The sequence below is a fragment of the Streptomyces sp. NPDC039480 genome (genome assembly GCF_055597165.1).
In genome coordinates, this window is sequence record NZ_JBVITX010000008.1 from 443,693 (window position 1) to 464,110 (window position 20,418).

At 71.2% G+C, this 20,418-nt stretch carries 12 protein-coding genes; 8 read left to right on the forward strand and 4 right to left on the reverse strand.

Features of this window, described 5'->3' with window-relative positions; all coding sequences use genetic code 11:
• The first annotated feature begins 90 nt into the window (after positions 1-90).
• The 3 genes from ACZ56E_RS26095 to ACZ56E_RS26105 all read left to right on the forward strand — a co-directional run bounded on the left by ACZ56E_RS26095 (position 91) and on the right by ACZ56E_RS26105 (position 5,192).
• Positions 91-1,302: a ComEA family DNA-binding protein gene (locus ACZ56E_RS26095; protein ID WP_471217744.1), complete on the forward strand. Its 1,212-nt coding sequence runs from the start codon at positions 91-93 to the stop codon at positions 1,300-1,302.
• Positions 1,299-4,025: a ComEC/Rec2 family competence protein gene (locus tag ACZ56E_RS26100; protein WP_471217746.1), complete on the forward strand. Its 2,727-nt coding sequence runs from the start codon at positions 1,299-1,301 to the stop codon at positions 4,023-4,025. Before ACZ56E_RS26095 ends, ACZ56E_RS26100 begins: the two co-directional genes overlap by 4 nt.
• A 282-nt stretch (positions 4,026-4,307) precedes the next feature.
• The gene (locus tag ACZ56E_RS26105) at positions 4,308-5,192 is read left to right on the forward strand and encodes a YceI family protein (RefSeq protein ID WP_471217791.1); all 885 of its coding nucleotides are present in this window, start codon (positions 4,308-4,310) and stop codon (positions 5,190-5,192) included.
• Positions 5,193-5,219: 27 nt separating this feature from the next.
• Here the strand turns inward: ACZ56E_RS26105 and ACZ56E_RS26110 are convergent, their stop codons facing one another.
• Positions 5,220-5,465 carry a hypothetical protein gene (locus ACZ56E_RS26110; protein WP_471217748.1) on the reverse strand — a complete coding sequence of 82 codons (246 nt, stop codon included), beginning with the start codon at positions 5,463-5,465 and terminating at the stop codon, positions 5,220-5,222.
• Positions 5,466-5,570: 105 nt separating this feature from the next.
• Here ACZ56E_RS26110 and holA point away from each other — a divergent pair, with 105 nt between their 5' ends.
• Positions 5,571-6,563 carry a DNA polymerase III subunit delta gene (holA, locus tag ACZ56E_RS26115; RefSeq protein WP_468601067.1) on the forward strand — a complete coding sequence of 331 codons (993 nt, stop codon included), beginning with the start codon at positions 5,571-5,573 and terminating at the stop codon, positions 6,561-6,563.
• A gap of 667 nt (positions 6,564-7,230) precedes the next feature.
• Here the strand turns inward: holA and rpsT are convergent.
• Positions 7,231-7,497 carry a 30S ribosomal protein S20 gene (gene rpsT, locus ACZ56E_RS26120; protein WP_030783448.1) on the reverse strand — a complete coding sequence of 89 codons (267 nt, stop codon included), beginning with the start codon at positions 7,495-7,497 and terminating at the stop codon, positions 7,231-7,233.
• Between the two features lie 217 nt (positions 7,498-7,714).
• Between rpsT and lepA the strand changes: the two genes are divergently transcribed.
• On the forward strand, positions 7,715-9,586 hold the full coding sequence (gene lepA / locus ACZ56E_RS26125; RefSeq protein WP_362995725.1) for a translation elongation factor 4: 1,872 nt from the start codon (positions 7,715-7,717) through the stop codon (positions 9,584-9,586).
• A gap of 286 nt (positions 9,587-9,872) precedes the next feature.
• Positions 9,873-11,762, forward strand: a complete 1,890-nt coding sequence (locus ACZ56E_RS26130; protein ID WP_471217750.1) for an AMP-dependent synthetase/ligase — start codon at positions 9,873-9,875, stop codon at positions 11,760-11,762.
• Positions 11,763-11,819: 57 nt separating this feature from the next.
• Here ACZ56E_RS26130 and ACZ56E_RS26135 read toward each other — a convergent pair whose 3' ends face one another.
• Both ACZ56E_RS26135 and ACZ56E_RS26140 read right to left on the reverse strand, forming a co-directional pair.
• The gene (locus ACZ56E_RS26135) at positions 11,820-12,404 is read right to left on the reverse strand and encodes a response regulator (RefSeq protein ID WP_468601825.1); all 585 of its coding nucleotides are present in this window, start codon (positions 12,402-12,404) and stop codon (positions 11,820-11,822) included.
• 12 nt (positions 12,405-12,416) lie between these two features.
• Positions 12,417-16,520 carry a HAMP domain-containing protein gene (locus ACZ56E_RS26140; protein WP_471217793.1) on the reverse strand — a complete coding sequence of 1,368 codons (4,104 nt, stop codon included), beginning with the start codon at positions 16,518-16,520 and terminating at the stop codon, positions 12,417-12,419.
• Between the two features lie 234 nt (positions 16,521-16,754).
• Here ACZ56E_RS26140 and ACZ56E_RS26145 point away from each other — a divergent pair, with 234 nt between their 5' ends.
• Positions 16,755-19,004 carry a SpoIIE family protein phosphatase gene (locus ACZ56E_RS26145; protein WP_471217795.1) on the forward strand — a complete coding sequence of 750 codons (2,250 nt, stop codon included), beginning with the start codon at positions 16,755-16,757 and terminating at the stop codon, positions 19,002-19,004.
• A gap of 60 nt (positions 19,005-19,064) precedes the next feature.
• Positions 19,065-20,297, forward strand: coding sequence for a radical SAM family heme chaperone HemW (hemW, locus tag ACZ56E_RS26150; RefSeq protein ID WP_471217752.1), 1,233 nt, complete (start codon positions 19,065-19,067; stop codon positions 20,295-20,297).
• Positions 20,298-20,418 lie beyond the last annotated feature (121 nt).

Below are 20,418 nucleotides of genomic sequence, written 5' to 3' on the forward strand. Positions count from 1 at the left end.
TGGGTGACGGGGATATCCACAACTGCCGAGTAATCCACGGAAATTGAGCAAGATCAACAACTTTTTCCCGCTGTGCCTAACGTCGTCGGCATGGCGATTCGATCACTTTCCAGGACAGCTTCCGCGACGAGCGGACCCGGCCGCGCTCCCGCGTCCGACGGCCGCGCGCACCACCGTCAGGCCCGTGAGCGGGCCCGCCGCAGACGAGCCTCGACCGGCCCGGCCGCCTCGGTCGCCCCGGTCGCCTCGGCGGAGGCGGTCCGGCTGCGGGCGGAAAGCCTGTTCGCCGAGCCGCAGTCATCCTCACGACTGTCGGGGTCTCCGCGGCTGGACGTAGCGGCTGCCGACGCCGAGCTGGTGGCGGGCGGGGCTCCGGTCTCCGCCCCCGTGCCGGGGTGGGCGCGGGAGGCGGAAGCGGGGGTGCGGGCGAAGGTGGGGGAGCCGCCTGACTCGGGTGAGGAGGTCGGGCCGGGTCCTTCGCGGCGCGAGCGAATGGGGCTCGCCCTGCGGGAGCGGCTGCCGGTGTGGTTGCAGTCGCGGTGCGGTCTGGAGCGGCGCAGCGTGGTCGCCCTCGTGGTGGTCCTCGCCGTCGCGGCGGTGTTCGCGGTGCAGCACTTCTGGTCGGGGCGGGCCCAGCCCGTGCGGCCGCCCGAGGTGGTGCGTGCGGCGGGCGCCGCCACTGACCGTGGCGCGGAACCGGCTCCGTCGCCGGGTCCTGCGGCGCAGGCGGGGCGGGCCTCGGGGAGCGGGGGCGGTCCGGGCGGTCTGGGCGGCCCGGGTGGTGCGACGGCCGCCGGTGGTGCCGCGGACGTGATTGTCGTGGACGTCAGCGGGAAGGTCCGCCGCCCCGGGGTGCATCGGCTGCCCGCCGGGTCCAGGGTGGCCGACGCTCTGCGGGCCGCCGGCGGGGTGAGGCCCGGCACGAAGACGGACGGTCTGAACCGGGCGCGTTTTCTCATGGACGGCGAACAGCTGCTGGTGGGAGGAGCCGCCACAGCGGGCGCGGCGGGTGTAGGCGCGGGAGTGGCGGCGGGAGTGGGAGGAGCGGCAGGAACGGCGGGAGCGGCAGGAGTGGGTGGGGCGGGCGGAGTGGGCGGGGTGGCTGCCACCGGCCCGATCGGCCTGAACACGGCGACCGCCGAGCAGCTCGACGAACTCCCCGGTGTCGGCCCCGTGTTGGCGCAGCACATCCTCGACTACCGCGCGGAGCACGGCGGTTTCCGCTCCGTCGAAGAGCTCCGCGAGGTCAACGGCATCGGTGACCGGCGCTTCGCCGATCTCCAGGATCTCGTACGGCCATGACGCGCCCGGCAGTTCACCTCGCGTCGGGCCACCGGCTCGGTGCCTCGAACCCCCGGCAGGAAGGCCCGGCCGACCTCCGACTGGTGCCGCCCGCGCTCGCGGCATGGGGGTCGGCGGCACTGATGCTGGACGCCCCGACGCGGTGGGTGGTCGCCACGGTGACGGTCTGCGTGCTCGCGGCCGGAGCGCTGATGGTGGCGTGGACGGTGGGGCGGCGGGAGCGGACGCGGCGGAGGCAGTGGGGAAGGCTGTCGGCGGCCGCGGTTCTGCTCTGCACCGCCGGGGCGACAGTCTCCGCGGCTCTGCACGGCGCGGACCTGCGCCGTGGGCCCGTCCCCGTGCTGGCCGGTGAATACGCGGAAGTGGAAGCGGAGCTGAAGGTCACGTCCGACCCCCGCCGCTCCCGTCCCGCCGTCGCGCGTGCGCACTCGATGCCACCCGCGATCGTCCTGAACGCCGAGGTCGTACGAGTCAGGGAGGCAGACGGCACATCAACCGCGACGCGCACGCCGGTCCTGGTCGTCGTACGACCGGGGAGCACGGACTCCGCGAGGGGCGAGGGCAGGGGGGAGGGGGCGGCGCAGCGGGGAGCGGGCTCCGGTGATGTGGGAGTGCTTCGGGGCGGCGGGTCCGGCGACGTGTCCGTGGGACGGGCAGCGGGCTCCGATGACGGGGCGGTGGAGCGGGGAGCCGGCTCCGACGACGTGGCCGTGGAGCGAGGGGCCGGTGTCGGTACCGGTGACGTGGCGGTGAAGCGACGGGCCGAGCCCGGGGAAGGGTGGCTTGGGTTGTTGCCGTCGGCTCGGGTGCGGGTGCAGGCCCGGTTGGCGCCGCCCTTGCGGGAGGGGGGTCGGGTCGCGGCGGTGTTGCGGGTGTCGGGGGAGCGGGCGCCGCGGGTGGTCGGGGCGCCGTCCGGTGCGCAGCGGCTGGCGGGGCAGTTGCGGGGCGGGCTGCGCGAGGCCACGGACGGTCTGCCGGCCGACGCCCGCGCGCTGCTCCCCGGGCTCGTCATCGGGGACACGTCACGGGTGCCGGCCGAGCTGGACCAGGCCTTTCGGGCGACCGACCTCACACACCTGCTCGCGGTCAGCGGCGCGAACCTCACGATCGTCCTGGTCCTGCTCATCGGACCGCAGGGCACCGCCCAGCGGGTCGAGCGGCGCGGTCTGGCGCCGAAGCTGGGCATTCCGTTGCGGGCGACGGCGGTGCTGGGCGGGGCGCTCACCCTCGGGTTCGTCATCGTCTGCCGGCCGGACCCGAGCGTGTTGCGGGCCGCGGCGTGCGGGCTGATCGCGCTCCTCGCCATCGCCACCGGGCGGCGCAGGTCCCTCATTCCCGCGCTCGCCGCGGCGGTTCTGCTGCTGGTCCTGTACGACCCCTGGCTGGCCCGGAGTTACGGGTTCCTGCTCTCCGTCCTGGCCACCGGCGCCCTGCTCACTCTCGCGCCGCGCTGGGGGGCCGCACTGCGCGGCCGAGGGGTCCCGCCCCGGCTCGCCGAGGCGCTGGCCGCAGCGGCGGCGGCGCAGGCGGTGTGCGCGCCCGTCGTGGCGGTCCTCGCGGCGCGGGTGAGCCTGGTCGCGGTGCCGTGCAACCTCCTCGCGGAGTTCGCGGTCGCGCCCGCCACCGTGCTCGGCTTCGCGGCGCTTGCCGCGGCGCCGGTCGCGATGCCCGTCGCCAAGGCGCTGGCCTGGGGCGCGGGTTGGCCCACGGAGTGGATCGCGGGGATCGCCCGCACCGGTGCGGCGCTCCCCGGGAGCGGGGTCGACTGGCCGGACGGCTGGCGCGGCGGACTGCTGCTCGCGGTGGCCACGGTCGTCCTCGTCCTGGTGGGGCGCAGGATCATCCGGCATCCCTGGCTCGCCATGGCCTGTGCCGCGCTGCTCTTCCTCGTGATCGTTCAGCCTCCGCCCGTCACCCGGGTGATCGCGGGCTGGCCGCCGCCGGGATGGCGCATGGCGATGTGTGATGTCGGGCAGGGCGATGCCATGGTGCTCGCGGCGGGCGACGGCGCGGGGGTGGTGGTCGACGCGGGGCCCGACCCGGTGGCCGTGGACCGCTGTCTGCGTTCGCTCGGGATCACGCGCGTGCCGCTCGTCCTGCTCACGCACTTTCACGCCGACCATGTCGCGGGCCTGCCGGGCGTGCTGCGGGGGCGAGCGGTGGGGGAGATCCAGACGACGGGGTTCCAGGAGCCGCCGGAGCAGGCAGCGTTCGTGCGGAGGCAGGCCGCGGCGGCACGAGTTCCGGTGGCCCCGGCCGTGGCGGGGGAGCGGCGCCGTGCGGGCCCCCTGGACTGGCAGGTGCTGTGGCCCACGGCGGGGCCGGTGCCGCGACCCGAGGGGCCGAATGACGCGAGTGTCACGCTGCTCGTGCGGACGGGAGGACTGACCCTGTTGCTCCTCGGGGATCTGGAGCCGCCCGCCCAGCGAGCCCTGCTGCGCACGCCGGCCGCCGCGTCGCTCGCCTCCGTGGATGTGCTCAAGGTCGCCCATCACGGCTCCGCCCACCAGGACCCGGAGCTCCTGCGCAGGGCGGCACCGCGGCTGGCCCTCATCTCCTGCGGCGCCGACAACACGTACGGACATCCGTCGCCGGTCACCATGGCGGCGCTGCGGGCCGGGGGAGCGAAGGTGCTGCGTACGGACACGCAGGGGGCGATCGCGGTGGTGGGGTCGGGCTCCCGGTCGGCGCCACGGCTCGAAGTGGCCACCCGGCCGCCTTGAGCAGCACCGAGCACCGAGCCACCTCCGCAGCCGCCCGGGGCTCCGCCCCGCCCCAGGCCCCCGCCCCGCGTGGTGGCTACCGCGGGGAACCCCGTCGTGAGCAGGCAAGATGTGAAGGAGGGAGGGCCAATTCGGGCCAGTCGCGACACTTCGCGGCGCATCGGCAGCATTCCCGTGATCTGGGTCCGTGTTGCATCGAAAGCCGCAACGGTGATCGAATGCCTCTTCGTTGCAGTTTGCAGGTGTTGTGGTGTTGTCAAGCAAGGCGGGGGTGTGTCGCACGTGTTCGGCCGTTGGCTGGGAAACCGTACGAATCTGGCTGGACGGACGAGACCGTTGTCGGCGCTGACGGTTCCGTCGAGTGCGGGGGTGCTCAGCTGCCGGGTGCTGGACCCGGTCAACGAACCCGTGCGGAACGCGGAGTTCGCCGTCAGCGACGCCATGGGCCGCAAGGTCGTCAGCGGGGGCACGGATCCCTTCGGATCGTTCGTCACCGCTGTTCCGGCCGGGGACTACCGCCTCGCGGTCTCGGCGGAGGGGTTCACTCCGTACCGGGCGAGCGCCACGGTCGCGGAGGACGCGCACGCCTCGCTCGGCGATGTCACGCTCCAGGTCGCCCCGCCCCCGGCGCTCCCCGAGCCCGGTGACTGGGAGATCGACCCGCTGCACTCCTCGGTCGGCTTCACCGCGCGGCACATCGGGCTCGCCCGCATCCACGGCCGGTTCAACAGCTTCGCGGGTGCGATCAGGCTGGGCGAGCGGATGGAGGAGTCCGCGATGCACGTCGTCATCGACGCGGCCTCCATCGACACCGCGGTCACGATGCGCGACGACCATCTGCGGTCCGGTGACTTCCTGGACGTGGCGCGCTATCCGACGATGGAGTTCTACAGCGACCGCTTCGTGCACAAGGGCGGCAGCCGCTGGGCGGTGTCCGGCGGCCTGACGCTGCACGGCGTGACGCGGACGGTCACGCTCGACACGGAGTACCTCGGCATCGGCAAGGGCCTCGAAGGTGAGACCCGTGTCGCCTGCCGCGCCACCACCGAGCTGCACCGCGACGACTTCACGATCACCTGGCAGACGATGCTCGCGCGCGGTATCGCCGCCGTCGGGCACAGCATCACGATCGACCTCGACATCCAGGTCATCCCCAAGACCGGCTGACCTTCCCCTACGGAGACCTACGGAGACCTACGGGGCCTCCAGCCAGCCCTCGTGCTCGGCGGCCAGTTCGTCGAGGGCCGCGGGGTCGAGGCGGGACGCGGGGTCCTCGACGACCACCAGCCACTGGGCGTCCTCGGCGTCGTCCTCGCCGGCGAGGGCGTCGCGGACGAGCTGGGGTTCCTCGGTCACGCCGAAACGGTCGGGGAGCTCTTCGGCCACCGTCTCCGCGGCATCGCGGTCGGGCAGCACCAGGACATGTCGTACGTCGGTCACTCGACCATTCTCCGACAGGGGACGGGCGGGGTCGGGAGGGGGAGGCTCAGAGCGGGCGGGCGGCTCGGGGCGGGGTGTCAGTGCCGCGTGGGATGCTTGACCGCGATGGCCAGGAAGACAGATACCGCGCAGTCAGACCCGCTCGCTCCCCTCACGCTCGCCGTGGGACAGGAGGAGCTGCTCCTCGACCGCGCCGTGCAGCAGGTGGTCGCGGCCGCCCGCGCGGCCGACGCGGACACGGATGTGCGCGACCTCACCTCCGACCAGTTGCAGCCCGGCACGCTCGCCGAGCTGACCAGCCCGTCGCTCTTCGCCGAGCGCAAGGTCGTCGTCGTGCGGAACGCGCAGGATCTGTCGGCGGACACGATCAAGGACGTCAAGGCGTATCTCGCCTCGCCCGTCGAGGAGATCACCCTCGTCCTGCTGCACGCGGGCGGCGCGAAGGGCAAGGGCATGCTCGACGCCGCGCGCAAGGCGGGCGCGCGTGAGGTCGCCTGTCCCAAGATGACGAAGCCCGCGGACCGGCTGTCGTTCGTGCGGAGCGAGTTCCGGACGCTGGGTCGTTCGGCGACCTCGGAGGCGTGCCAGGCGCTCGTCGACTCGATCGGCAGCGATCTGCGGGAGCTCGCCTCGGCGGTGTCCCAGCTGGCGGCGGATGTCGAGGGCACGATCGACGAAGCGGTGGTCGGGCGGTACTACACGGGCCGCGCCGAGGCCTCCAGCTTCACGGTGGCCGACCGGGCCGTCGAGGGGCGGGCCGCCGAGGCGCTCGAGGCGTTGCGGTGGTCTCTTGCGACCGGGGTCGCCCCCGTCATGATCACTAGTGCCCTTGCGCAGGGTGTGCGGGCGATCGGGAAGCTGTCCTCCGCGCGTGGTGGCCGTCCTGCCGACCTCGCCCGTGAGCTGGGCATGCCGCCCTGGAAGATCGACCGGGTCCGGCAGCAGATGCGGGGGTGGACGCCGGATGGGGTGGCTGCGGCGCTTACCGCCGTTGCGGCGGCGGATGCGGGGGTCAAGGGGGGCGGGGACGATCCGGAGTATGCGCTGGAGAAGGCCGTGGTCGCTATTGCCCGGGCGGCGCGGGCTGGGCGCCGCTGAGCGCTGCGCTTGGCTTGGGCGGGGGCGACTCGCCTTGGCTGCGGTGCCTTGCCGCCTGCGGGCCCGTCGTGGCTGTTTGCGCAGTTCCCCGCGCCCCTGGGTGGGCTGGGTCGTCGTGTTGTCTGCGGGTCGGTTGTGGCTGGTCGCGCAGTTCCCCGCGCCCCTGACGGGGCTCACCCGCGCCCAGTCACGTCCTCGCGCCCTCGACGGGGCCCAGCCGCCCCACGCAGTCGTATCCCCGCGCCCCTGACGGGGCTCACCCGCGCCCAGTCACGTCCCCGCGCCCCACAGCCCCGACGAGGCGCCCCCACCCCGCGTCCCAGACGGGGCCCAGCCGCGCCCAATCACGTCCCCGCGCGCCCTCGACGGGGCCCAGCCGCCCCACTCAATCGCACCCCCGCGCCCCTGACGGGGCTCCGCCGCGCCCAGTCGCACCCCCGCCCCCCACACCCCGACAAGGCCCCCATCCCGCGCCCCCTGAGCGGACCCAGCCGCCCCCCCCCGGCGAGACGTACCCCCGGACACAGCAATGCCCCCGGAGTGGGTCCGGGGGCATTGGCGCAGCGTGGCGTACTGCGTGGTCTGTCCGCGATTCGAGGTAGAGGGCTCGAATTACCCTCGCGGGAGGATTGATCACCGCCCCGGCGTACTAGCCGGGGTAAGGGCTTCAGCCCTTGAGGGACGCGGCCTTCGTCGCAAGCGCCGACTTCTTGTTGGCGGCCTGGTTCTTGTGGATGACACCCTTGGAGACGGCCTTGTCGAGCTGGCGCGTGGCCTCACGCGTGAGCTCGGCGGCCTTCTGGGCGTCACCGGCGGCAACGGCCTCGCGGGCCTTGCGGATCGCGGTCTTCAGCGAAGACTTGACCGCCTTGTTGCGCTGACGCGCCTTCTCGTTGGTCTTGATCCGCTTGATCTGGGACTTGATGTTCGCCACGAAAGAGCCTTTTCAGGTTCAGGTACTGCAGAGGTACTGCAGATGAGTTTGATGACACGCGCCTCGATGCTTGAGAGGGCTACGAGACACAGCTGTCCACGGTACCAGCCGCCCTCGGACCGGCCCAAACCGAGCGCAGTGCGCCACCCATGGGACGATGGAAGCTACGTATAGATCCGACCCGAGGCTACAGGCGCCTCAAGAGACAGGACCCTGCGTGCCCGCGACCCCTAACAATGTGCCCGAGCCGAGCCGTACCGACCCGGCTCTGATCCGCAATTTCTGCATCATCGCGCACATCGACCACGGCAAGTCCACGCTCGCCGACCGCATGCTCCAGCTCACCGGGGTGGTCGAGCAGCGCCAGATGCGCGCTCAGTACCTCGACCGCATGGACATCGAGCGCGAGCGCGGCATCACGATCAAGTCCCAGGCGGTGCGTCTGCCCTGGGCCCCGAACGAGGGCCCGGACCAGGGCAGTACGCACATCCTCAACATGATCGACACCCCGGGCCACGTCGACTTCACGTACGAGGTCTCGCGTTCGCTCGCGGCCTGTGAGGGCACGATCCTCCTCGTCGACGCGGCCCAGGGCATCGAGGCGCAGACTCTCGCCAACCTCTACCTGGCGATGGAGAACGACCTCAAGATCATCCCCGTACTGAACAAGATCGACCTGCCGGCCGCTCAGCCGGAGAAGTTCTCCGAGGAGCTCGCCAACCTCATCGGCTGCGACCCCGCCGACGTGCTGAAGGTCTCGGCGAAGACCGGCATGGGCGTCGAGGCGCTGCTCGACAAGGTCGTCGCCGAGATCCCGCCGCCGGTCGGCGTCGCGGACGCGCCCGCCCGCGCGATGATCTTCGACTCGGTCTACGACTCCTACCGCGGCGTCGTGACGTACGTACGAGTCGTCGACGGCCAGCTCAACAAGCGTGAGCGGATCCGGATGATGTCCACCGGCGCCACGCACGAGCTGCTGGAGATCGGTGTGTCGTCCCCCGAGATGACCTCGGCCGACGGCATCGGCGTCGGTGAGGTGGGCTACATCATCACCGGTGTGAAGGACGTCCGTCAGTCCAAGGTCGGTGACACGATCACCTCCCTGCACAAGGGCGCCACCGAGGCCCTCGGCGGCTACAAGGACCCGAAGCCGATGGTCTTCTCGGGTCTGTATCCGCTGGACGGCTCGGAGTACCCGGACCTGCGCGAGGCCCTGGACAAGCTCCAGCTCAACGACGCCGCGCTCGTCTACGAGCCGGAGACGTCGGCCGCGCTCGGCTTCGGCTTCCGCGTCGGCTTCCTGGGGCTGCTGCACCTCGACGTGATCCGTGAGCGGCTCGAGCGCGAGTTCGGGCTCGACCTCATCGCCACCGCTCCGAACGTGGTCTACCGCGTGATCATGGAGGACGGCACCGAGCACACGGTCACCAACCCGAGTGAATTCCCCGAGGGCAAGATCGACGAGGTGTACGAGCCCGTCGTGCGCGCCACGATCCTCGCGCCCAGCGAGTTCATCGGCTCGATCATGGAGCTGTGCCAGAACCGGCGCGGCGTCATGCTCGGTATGGACTACCTCTCCGAGGACCGCGTGGAGATCCGCTACACGCTGCCGCTCGCCGAGATCGTCTTCGACTTCTTCGACCAGCTGAAGTCCAAGACGCGTGGTTACGCCTCGCTGGACTACGAGCCCACGGGCGAGCAGTCCGCGCAGCTCGTCAAGGTCGACATCCTGCTGCACGGCGACAAGGTCGACGCGTTCTCCGCCGTCACGCACAAGGACGCGGCGTACGCGTACGGCGTGCGGCTCGTCGCCAAGCTGCGCGAGCTCATCCCGCGCCAGGCGTTCGAGGTGCCGGTGCAGGCCGCGATCGGTTCCCGGGTGATCGCCCGCGAGACCATCCGCGCCATCCGCAAGGACGTCCTCGCCAAGTGCTACGGCGGTGACATCTCCCGTAAGCGCAAGCTCCTGGAGAAGCAGAAGGAGGGCAAGAAGCGCATGAAGATGGTCGGCTCCGTCGAGGTGCCGCAGGAAGCCTTCATCGCGGTGCTCTCCAGCGACGACAGCGGGCCCGGCAAGGCCAAGAAGTAGTCGCCCCCTGCCGCGGTGGAGCGGCCGCCACGCGGGCCCGGTGCGCACACGCACCGGGCCCGCGGCGCGTTGCGGCGGGCCTGCTCATTCCGTTTGGGTGTCTGTAGGAAGTGACAGGCAGCTGCCCCTTACGCACGACGCGTCGGAGCTCTACTCTGATCACCACTCGTAGGTTACTCACAAGTTAAACAAGTAGCCGCAGGGACATAAGAAGCAGACCCGAGAAGCAGAGCCGAGAAGCAGCCGCCAGCCAGTTCGCCGCACCGTCGTGGGCCCGGAGGATGTCGTGAGCGACACACAGACCTTGATCGAGAACCGTCCGCCGTCCGTGGCGCATCTCTTCCTGGAGCGCGTGGCGGCCACGCCGGATGCCGAGGCCTACCGCTACCCCGTCCCGGCGGCCTCCGGCGAGGGCCCCGACGACTGGAAGGCGCTCAGCTGGGCGCAGGCCGCCGACCGCGTCCACGCCATCGCCGCCGGACTCGTCGAGCTCGGCCTGCGGTCGGAGGACCGGGTCGCCCTCGCCTCGTCCACGCGCGTCGAGTGGATCCTCTGCGACCTCGCCATCATGTGCGCGGGCGCGGCCACGACGACGGTCTATCCGCAGACGAACGCCGAGGAATCGGCGTACATCCTGGCGGACTCCGGCAGCCGGGTGCTGATCGCCGAGGACGCCGCGCAGCTCGCCAAGGCCCGCGAGAAGCGGGCCGAGCTGCCCGAGCTGCGGCACGTCGTGGTGCTCGACCCCAAGGGCGCGGACCCCGTCGACGGCGACCCCGAGGGCTGGGTGCTCACGCTCGCCGACCTGGAGGCCCGCGGCGCCGCGCACCTGGAGAAGAACCCGGAGCTCATCAAGGAGCGCATCGCGGCGATCACCAAGGATCAGCTCGCCACGATCATCTACACCTCCGGCACCACGGGCCGCCCCAAGGGCGTGCGCCTGCCGCAGGACAACTGGTCGTACATGGCCAAGGCCATCGCCGCGACCGGTCTCCTCGGCCCGGACGACGTGCAGTACCTGTGGCTGCCGCTCGCGCACGTCTTCGGCAAGGTGCTGACCTCGGGCCAGATCGAGCTCGGGCACGTCACCGCCGTCGACGGCCGCGTCGACAAGATCATCGAGAATCTGCCGGTCGTGCAGCCGACGTACATGGCGGCCGTGCCCCGCATCTTCGAGAAGGTTTACAACGGTGTCGCCGCCAAGGCGCGGGCCGGCGGCGGGGCGAAGTACAAGATCTTCCTGTGGGCCGCCGAGGTCTCCCGCGAGTACGCGAAGGTCAGCCAGGACAACTTCCGCAGGACCGGCACCGCCTCGGTGCCCTTCGGGCTGCGCGCCAAGCACAAGGCCGCCGACACCCTCGTCTACTCCAAGCTGCGCGACGCCTTCGGCGGCCGGCTGCGCGCCGCCGTCTCCGGATCGGCCGCGCTCGCGCCCGACATCGGCTACTTCTTCGCGGGCGCCGGCATCCACATCCTCGAGGGGTACGGCCTGACGGAGTCCTCCGCGGCCTCCTTCGTGAACCCCGGCGAGGCCTACCGCACCGGCACGGTCGGCAAGCCGCTGCCCGGCACCGAGGTGCGCATCGCGGACGACGGCGAGATCCTGCTGCGCGGCCCCGGCATCATGGAGGGCTACCACGGCCTCCCCGACAAGACCGCCGAGGTCCTCGAGTCCGACGGCTGGTTCCACACCGGGGACATCGGCGAGCTGTCCGTCGACGGCTATCTGCGGATCACCGACCGCAAGAAGGACCTGATCAAAACGTCCGGCGGCAAGTACATCGCGCCCGCCGAGGTCGAGGGCCAGTTCAAGGCCGTGTGTCCGTACGTCTCCAACATTCTCGTGCACGGCGCCGACCGGAACTTCTGCACCGCCCTGATCTCCCTCGACGAGCCCGCGATCCTGGACTGGGCCAAGGAGAACGGCCTTGAGGGCAAGTCCTACGCCGAGGTGTGCGCCGCCCCCGCGACGGTCGAGCTCGTCGACGGTTATGTGCGGCAGCTCAACGAAGGTCTGCAGCGCTGGCAGACCATCAAGAAGTTCCGGCTCCTGCCGCGCGACCTCGATGTCGAGCACGGCGAGCTGACGCCCAGCCTGAAGCTGAAGCGTCCGGTGGTCGAGCGGGAGTACAAGCACCTGATCGAGGAGATGTACGCGGGTTCGCGCGAGGCCTGAGCGGGGGCGCGCGGCCCGGGCTCCCGGGGCCTGGCGTGCGCGGCCGGGACGTCGGCTTCAGACGACTCGGCCGCGGCGCATCTCCTGCACCAGCTCCTCCATGTGCGTCACATGGCGGCGCAGTTCGAGGACGTCCTTGAGGCTGCTCGCGGCCATGTGCGACTCGATCGCCGAGAGCCGCGCGGCCAGCTCGTCGAACTGCCGCTGCTCACGAGCCAGTATCCGCTCCAACTGCCGGTTCTTGCGGTGCAGTTCGAGGAAGACGGTGACCTTGGCGCGCAGCACCCACGGGTCGAACGGCTTGGTGAGGTAGTCCGCCGCTCCCGTCGCGTAACCGCGGAAGGCGTAGCCGGCGTCGTTGTCGGTGCCCGTCAGGAAGATGATGGGCACGTCCTTGGTCTGGTCGAGGCGTTTGATGTTCGACGCGGTCTCGAAGCCGTCCATGCCGGGCATGCGGACGTCCAGAAGGATCACGGCGAATCGTTGCCTCAGAATCGCCTTCATCGCCTCCTCGCCCGAACGGGCGCGCACCAACGGCTCGTTCAGTGAACCGAGGACGGCTTCGAGCGCCATCAGGTTGTCCTCCATGTCGTCGACTAGGAGGATGCTCGCGCGGTTGTCGGTAGCGGCCTCTGCACTCATGGTCACGGTGCCTCACTCGGATGTCGGCGGAACAGCGCCTTCTCCTCGAGTGCTGGTCTGTTCCGGAGCGACAATCTCTGGATCGGGGGATTCGGCTGAGGTGGGCTGCTCGGTGGTGGCCGAGCCTGCGGGGTCCAGGAGGGTACAGACGACGCCGAGCAGCTGGTCCACGTCCACCGGCTTCGGTACGTAGTCGGTGGCGCCCTGGGCGATGGCCTTCTCGCGGTCCCCGGGCATGGCCTTCGCGGTGAGGGCGACGATGGGCAGGCCCCGCCAGCGGGGGCTGCGACGGATCGCGGCCATGGTTTCGTAGCCGTCCATCTCCGGCATCATGATGTCCATCAGGACGATGTCGACGTCCGGATTGCGCTCCAGCGTCTCGATGCCCTCGCGGCCGTTCTCCGCGTACAGGACGGGCATGCCGACGCGGCTCAGCACATGGGTGAGTGCGAAGACGTTGCGGATGTCGTCGTCGACGATGAGCACCCTGCGGCCCGGCAGTATGCGGCCCGGGCGCCCTTCCTTCCACTCCTCCAGCTTGGTGGGCGCGGGCCAGCTGTCGTCGGGCTCCAGGCTGGTGTGCGGCCGCAGCGCGGCCTGTTCCATCGGCTCCGGCAGGTGTTGCGTGTGCGTCGCCGCGTACGCGATGGCGGCCGCGCCGTGGCCCGGGTGCACCACGGGAACGTACAGCGAGAAGGTCGAACCCTGGCCGGGGGAGCTCTCCGCGGTGATCCGGCCGCCGAGCAGGCCCGCGATCTCGCGGCTGATGGAGAGGCCGAGGCCGGTGCCGCCGTACTTGCGGTTGGTGGTGCCGTCGGCCTGCTGGAACGCCTCGAAGATCACCGGCAGCTGCTCGGCCGGGATGCCGATGCCGGTGTCCCTGACGGCGAAGCAGAGCAGGTCTTCGTTGTCGTGGGCCAGCCGGTCGCGCGCGGTCTCCTTGACGCGGCTGACCCGCAGCTCGACGCTGCCCGCCGAGGTGAACTTCACCGCGTTCGACAGGAGGTTGCGCAGGATCTGCTGGAGGCGCTGCTCGTCCGAGAACATCTCGCGCGGCACGTCCTCGCCGACCGACACGTCGAAGGCGAGCCCGCGGTCGAGGGTGAGCGGGCGGAACGTCGCGTGGACGTAGTCGAGGACCTTGATGAGCGGGAGCTTCTTCGGGCGTACGTCCATGCGGCCGGCCTCGATCTTCGACAGGTCGAGGATGTCGTTGATCAGCTGGAGCAGGTCGGATCCCGAGCGGTGGATGGTCGTCGCGAACTGCACCTCTTGGTCGGAGAGGTGGTTGTCGGGGTTGTCGGAGAGCAGCCGCGCCAGGATCAGCAGGGAGTTGAGCGGGGTGCGCAGCTCGTGCGACATGTTCGCGAGGAACTCCGACTTGTACTGCGAACTCGTGGCGAGCAGCGCGGCCTTCTCCTCCAGCTCCGCGTTCGACCGACGCAACTCGGCCTGCTGGCGCTGGAGTTCGTCCGAGCGCTCCTGGAGCTGGGTGGCCAGGCGCTGGGACTCGCCAAGCAGCGACTCCGTGCGGGAGTTGGCGATGATGGTGTTGATGGCGACGCCGATGGTGTTCACGAACTGGTCGAAGAACGCCAGGTGGACGTCGGAGAAGCGGGAGAACGTGGCCAGCTCGATCACGCCGAGCAGCTTGTCCTCGAAGAGGATCGGGATGATCACGACGGTGGCGGGAGCCGCGTCGCCGAGCCCCGAATGGATCTTGATGTAGTCCCGCGGGACCTCCTCGACGAGGATGCGCTTCTTCTCCAGCGCGGCCTGGCGCACCAGGCCCTGCGCGGGCATCCCGCCGGTGTCGACGACCGAGCCCTGCGCCGCGCCGTACCCCGCGATGAACGCGAGGCCCTTCGCGGTGACCTGGGTGGGCGCCGGGCTCTCCGCGGTGTCCGGATCGGCCAGGAAGAACGCGCCGTACTGCGCGTTCACCAGCGGGGTCAGCTCGCGCAGGATCAGGTCGGCGACCTCCATCAGGTCGCGGTGGCCCTGCATCAGGCCGGCGAGCCGGGCGAGGTTGGACTCCAGCCAGTCCTTCGCGCGTGTGGTCTCGCGGAGGTTGGACACCATCAGGTTGATGTTGTCCTTGAGGTCGGTGACCTCGCCGCGCGTCTCGACCGTGATGGCGCGGGTCATGTCGCCCTGGGCGACGGCGGAGGCGACCTCGGCGATGGCGCGGACCTGGGTGGTGAGGTTCAGCGCCAGCTCGTTCACGTTCGTCGTCAGGCGCTTCCAGGTGCCGTACACGCCCTCGACCCGGGCCTGGCCGCCCAGCTGGCCCTCGGAGCCGACCTCGCGGGCCACGCGGGTGACCTCGGAGGAGAACGAGGACAGCGTGTCCACCATGGTGTTGATGGTGGTCTTCAGCTCCAGGATCTCGCCGCGCGCGTCCACGTCGATCTTCTTGGAGAGGTCGCCCTGGGCCACGGCCGTCGCGACCTGCGCGATGTTGCGGACCTGGCCCGTGAGGTTGTCCGCCATGTAGTTGACGTTGTCGGTGAGGTCCTTCCAGACGCCCGATACGCCGAGGACCTGCGCGCGGCCGCCGAGCCTGCCGTCCGTGCCGACCTCGCGGGCGACGCGGGTCACCTCGTCGGCGAAGGCCCGCAGCTGCTCCACCATGGTGTTGACGGTGTCCTTCAGCTCCAGGATCTCGCCGCGTGCCGTCACCGTGATCATCTTGGAGAGGTCGCCGTTGGCGACGGCGGTGGTGACCTGGGCGATGTTGCGCACCTGGGAGGTGAGGTTCGACGCCATGAAGTTGACGTTGTCGGTGAGGTCCTTCCAGACGCCCGATACGCCTCGGACCTGGGCCTGACCGCCGAGGTTTCCCTCGGTGCCGACCTCGCGGGCGACGCGGGTGACCTCGTCGGCGAAGGCGGACAGTTGGTCGACCATCGTGTTGATCGTCGACTTCAGCTCCAGGATCTCGCCCTTCGCCTCCACCGTGATCTTCTTGCCGAGATCGCCCTGGGCGACGGCCGTCGACACGAGCGCGATGTTCCGCACCTGGGAGGTGAGGTTGTCGGCCATGAAGTTGACGTTGTCGGTGAGGTCCTTCCAGACGCCCGATACGCCCCGCACCTGGGCGCGCCCGCCCAGGTTTCCCTCGGTGCCGACCTCGCGGGCGACGCGGGTGACCTCGTCGGCGAAGGCGGACAGCTGGTCGACCATCGTGTTCACCGTCGACTTCAGCTCCAGGATCTCGCCCCGGGCGTCGACGGTGATCTTCTGGCTCAGGTCGCCGTTGGCGACGGCGGTGGTGACCTGGGCGATGTTGCGGACCTGGGAGGTGAGGTTCGACGCCATGAAGTTGACGTTGTCGGTGAGGTCCTTCCAGACGCCGGAGACGCCCCGCGCCTGCGCGCGGCCGCCCAACTGCCCCTCGGTGCCGACCTCGCGCGCCACACGCGTCACCTCGGCGGCGAACGCGGAGAGCTGCTCCACCATCGTGTTCACGGTCAGCTTCAGTTCGAGGAGCTCACCCGTGGCCTCCACGGTGACCGTGCGGGTCAGGTCGCCCTGCGCCACCGCAGTGGTGACGAGGGCGATGTCCCGCACCTGGGCCGTCAGCCGGGACGCCATCGTGTTGACGGCCTCCGTGACGTCCCGCCAGCTGCCCGAGAGCCCCCGCACCTTGGCGCGCCCGCCGAGCCGCCCCTCCGTGCCCACCTCGCGGGCGACACGCGTGACTTCACCCGTGAAGAGGGACAGCTGATCGACCATCGTGTTGACGGCACGCCCCAGACGGCGTAAATCGCCCCGCAGTTCACGGGTGCCGTCGTGGAGGTCCACGCGCTGCGTCAGATCGCCGCCCGCCACCGCGTTCAGCACCCGGGTGGCGTTCGCCGCCGGCGCGACCAGCGCGTCCAGCAGGGTGTTGACCTCCGAGACACGCGCCGCCCAACGGCCCTGGCCGGGGCTCGCGCCGAACCGCTCGTCCAGGCGGCCGTGCCGTATGATCTCGCGGCGCACACGGACCAGTTCGCCGTCGAAGTGGAGCGAACGGTCGAGCATTTCGTTGAAGACCGCGTACAGCTCGGCGGTGATGCCCTCGCCGACCGGTGCGACCTTGGTGAAGTCGCCGTCCCGTGCGGCGCGCATGGCGGCGAGAAGCGGACGCAGCTGACTGGTGACCGACTCCGTGCCGGAGTCGGTCATCTGCGCCGGAACCGGAAGCCGGTCTCGCCGGGACACAGGCATAGCACTGTTCTCACTCATAGCGGCCCACTTCGGTGACTCGGTGCTTATGGGCGTGGCCAGTCTGTCACTCTGTCGGTGTCGCCTGAGGCGCATTCGCCCGAACTGCTCAGGAGCCGCACCGTGGGGTCCATTCCGATGCAACGGAAGAACGATTTCCGTGCCTCCGCCACGGACCCGGACCTCCCCGGGCCACCGGCGGTGGTGCGCACCTCGCTGCCCGGGAACCCGCTGGCTCCCGCCGCCGCGCGCCGGTTCGTGCGGGCGGCGCTCGCCGACTGGACCGAGCTCGGGGTGCCCGCCGCCGCGGGCATCACCGACCGCCTGGCCGACGACTCCGTGCTGCTGGTCAGCGAGTTGGTGACCAACGCCGTCGTGCACGCGGGCACCGCGGTCGAGCTGTTGTGCCGGCTCGACGAGGCGCTGCCGGACGAGAGCACGGAGGCCCTCGTCATCGAGGTCTCCGACCACCACCCCTCCCGTGCCGTGCGCAGCGAACAGGGTCCGCCGCCGTCCTCCGGCACGCCCGAGTACGGCCGGGGTCTGCAGCTCGTCGCGACCCTCTCCGGGTCCTGGGGCATCACCTATCGCACGGGTACGAAGACGGTCTGGGCCCGGCTGCCCTTCGAAGGCGTCCGGGCCGCCCACGAGATCGAGTCGTACGCGAGCGAGCAGGCGCTGCAGCGTGGGCTGCGCGCCGCCGAGATCCTCGCGCCGCTGCCCAAGCGGACCTCGAACGACATGGAGTGGGTCAACCGAGGCGCGCTGACCTTCCTCGCCGAGGCGTCCGACCTGCTGGCCGGACAGTTCGACGAGGACATGGTCGCCGCCCTGGCCGGCCAGCTGCTCGTGCCGCGCCTCGCGGACTGGTGCGCGGTATGGCTGGAGGACGCCTCGGAAGGGCCGTCGCGCGGAAGCGTGGGGGCACCGGGCGCGCGCCTCGCCCGCGTGTGGCACACCAGCGAGCACCGCATAGAGGAACTGCGCCGCGTCCTGGAAAAGGAGCCACCCCGACTACCCGAGACGGCGGGCTCGGGCGCGTATCCCGTTCCTTGGCCGGGGGAGGCGGTGGTGAGCGGGGTGGAGGGGGCGGACGGGGCGGGTGGAGAGCTCGGGGGGCCTGGGGAGCCTGGTGGGTCCGGGGAGGCTGGGGCATCTGGGGGCTCTGGTGGGCCTGGCGGGTCCAGTGAGGCCGGTGGGCTCGGTGAGCCCGGTGGGCCAGGCAGGCCCAGTGAGACCAGTGGGTTCGGTGGGCCCGATGGGGCCGATGGGGCCGAACGGCCCGGTGAGGCTGGGAAGGCCTTTGGGGTGGCCGTTGGGGCCGATGCTTCCGGGGCATCCGGTGCCTTTGGGGCGTCCGGAGCCCCCGGAGCCCCCGGAGCCCCCGGAGCCCCCGGAGCCCCCGGAGCCCCCGGAGCCTCCGGGTCGGGTGGGGCGGCGTTGGCCTATCGGTTGGCTGCGGGTGGGCGGGCGCTCGGGACGTTGGTCATTGGGCGGGCCGGGCTTGTGCGGTTTCCCGATGAGGTCACCGGCCTTGTCGAGGACTTCAGCCGGCGGGTCGCGCTGGCGGTCAGCACGGCGCGCCGCTACCAGCGCCAGGCCAACATCAGCCAGGTGCTCCAGCGCGGGCTGCTGCCCAGCAAGGTCGCGGAGATCCCCGGCGTGGAGAGCGGCCTGGTCTACGAGCCCCGGGACAAGGGCGGCCCCGGTGGCGACTTCTACGACGTGTTCCAGGCGGGTGACGGCCGCTGGTGCTTCGCGCTCGGCGACGTGCAGGGGAAGGGGCCGGAGGCGGCGGTCGTCATCGGGCTCGCCCGGCCCTGGCTGCGGCTCCTCGCCCGGGAGGGGTACCAGGTCGCGGAGGTCATGGACCGCCTCAACCAGCTCCTCCTCGACGACGCGACCGAGGCGGCGGACGCGGCGGCGGCGGTCGTCGCGGTGGCGGGCGGGCAGGGCGTGCCCCCCGACGGGCCGACCTCGCGCTTCCTGTCGCTCCTGTACGGAGAGCTCGTGCCGTACGAAGGGGGCGTGCGCTGCACCATCGCGTGCGCCGGGCACCCGTTGCCGCTCCTTCTCTCCCCGGAGGGGGAGGTACGGGAAGCGGCCACTCCGCAGATGCTGCTCGGGGTCGTCGACGACGAGACGTACACGAGCGAGAGCTTCGAGCTGCGGACCGGCGAGACGCTGCTGTGCGTCACGGACGGCGTGACCGAGCGCCGTGCGGGGCGGCGCCAGTTCGACGACGGGAACGGCCTCGCGGAGGCGCTTGCCGAGTGCGCGGGGCTGGACGCACCGCTGGTGGCGGAGCGGATCCGGAGGCTCGTCCATGAGTTCTCGGAGCGGCCGCCGGACGACGACCTGGCGTTGCTGGTGCTTCGGGCGCAGTGAGCGGAGGGGGGCGGGAGCGAGCGGTGTGGGGTTGCTCGGGGGTGCGGGACAATCGAAGGTATGCCTTCCGCACTGCCCGATGGTGAGCCCATGCCCGAGGACGGCGCGCTGCCCGCGTCCGCCCTGGCCGGCGCGGCCTCCCGCCCCCTCGGCTTCTATCTGCACGTCCCGTACTGCGCCACGCGCTGCGGCTACTGCGACTTCAACACGTACACCGCCACCGAGCTGCGCGGCTCCGGCGGCGTGCTCGCCTCCCGGGACAATTACGCGGACACCCTCGTCGACGAGGTGCGGCTCGCCCGGAAGGTCCTCGGGGACGACCCCCGGCCCGTGCGGACCGTGTTCGTCGGGGGCGGTACGCCGACGCTGCTCGCCGCCGGGGATCTCGTGCGGATGCTGGGCGCCGTGCGCGAGGAGTTCGGGCTCGCGGTCGACGCCGAGATCACGACCGAGGCCAATCCGGAGTCCGTCGACGCCGCGTATCTGAGCGAGCTGCGGGAGGGCGGGTTCAACCGGATCTCCTTCGGCATGCAGAGCGCGAAGCAGCACGTCCTGAAGGTGCTCGACCGTACGCATACGCCCGGGCGGCCCGAGGCGTGCGTCGCCGAGGCGCGGGCGGCCGGGTTCGACCACGTGAACCTCGACCTGATCTACGGCACGCCGGGCGAGACCGACGACGACTGGCGGGCCTCGCTCGACGCGGCGATCGGGGCCGGTCCCGACCACGTGAGCGCCTACGCGCTGATCGTGGAGGAGGGCACGCAGCTGGCCCGGCGGATCCGGCGCGGCGAGGTGCCGATGACCGACGACGACGTCCACGCGGACCGGTACCTCATCGCCGACGAGGTGCTGGGCGGCGCGGGCTTCGACTGGTACGAGGTGTCCAACTGGGCGACCTCCGAGTCCGGGCGGTGCCTGCACAACGAGCTGTACTGGCGCGGGGCCGACTGGTGGGGCGCCGGACCGGGCGCGCACAGCCACGTCGGGGGCGTGCGGTGGTGGAACGTCAAGCATCCCGGCGCGTACGCGGGAGCGCTGGCGGGCGGGGGGTCGCCGGGTGCCGGGCGCGAGGTGCTCTCCGCCGAGGACCGGCGGGTGGAGCGGATCCTGCTGGAGCTGCGGCTTCGGGAGGGGTGCCCGTTGTCGCTGCTGCGGGAGGCCGGGCTGGCCGCCTCGCGGCGGGCGCTGACGGATGGCCTGCTGGAGGCCGGGCCCTATGCCGCCGGGCGGGCCGTGCTGACGCTGCGGGGCCGGTTGCTGGCCGACGCGGTGGTGCGGGACCTGGTCGACTAGGTCCCGGCTCGGCGAAACAGGCTCTCACTGAGCGTTTCGCCCTGTCTGATGGCACTATGGGGAGGTTTGTGGAGGCTGTCCGACTGACGCTGAAGTGAGAGGCGAGCCATCAGTTCGCCGT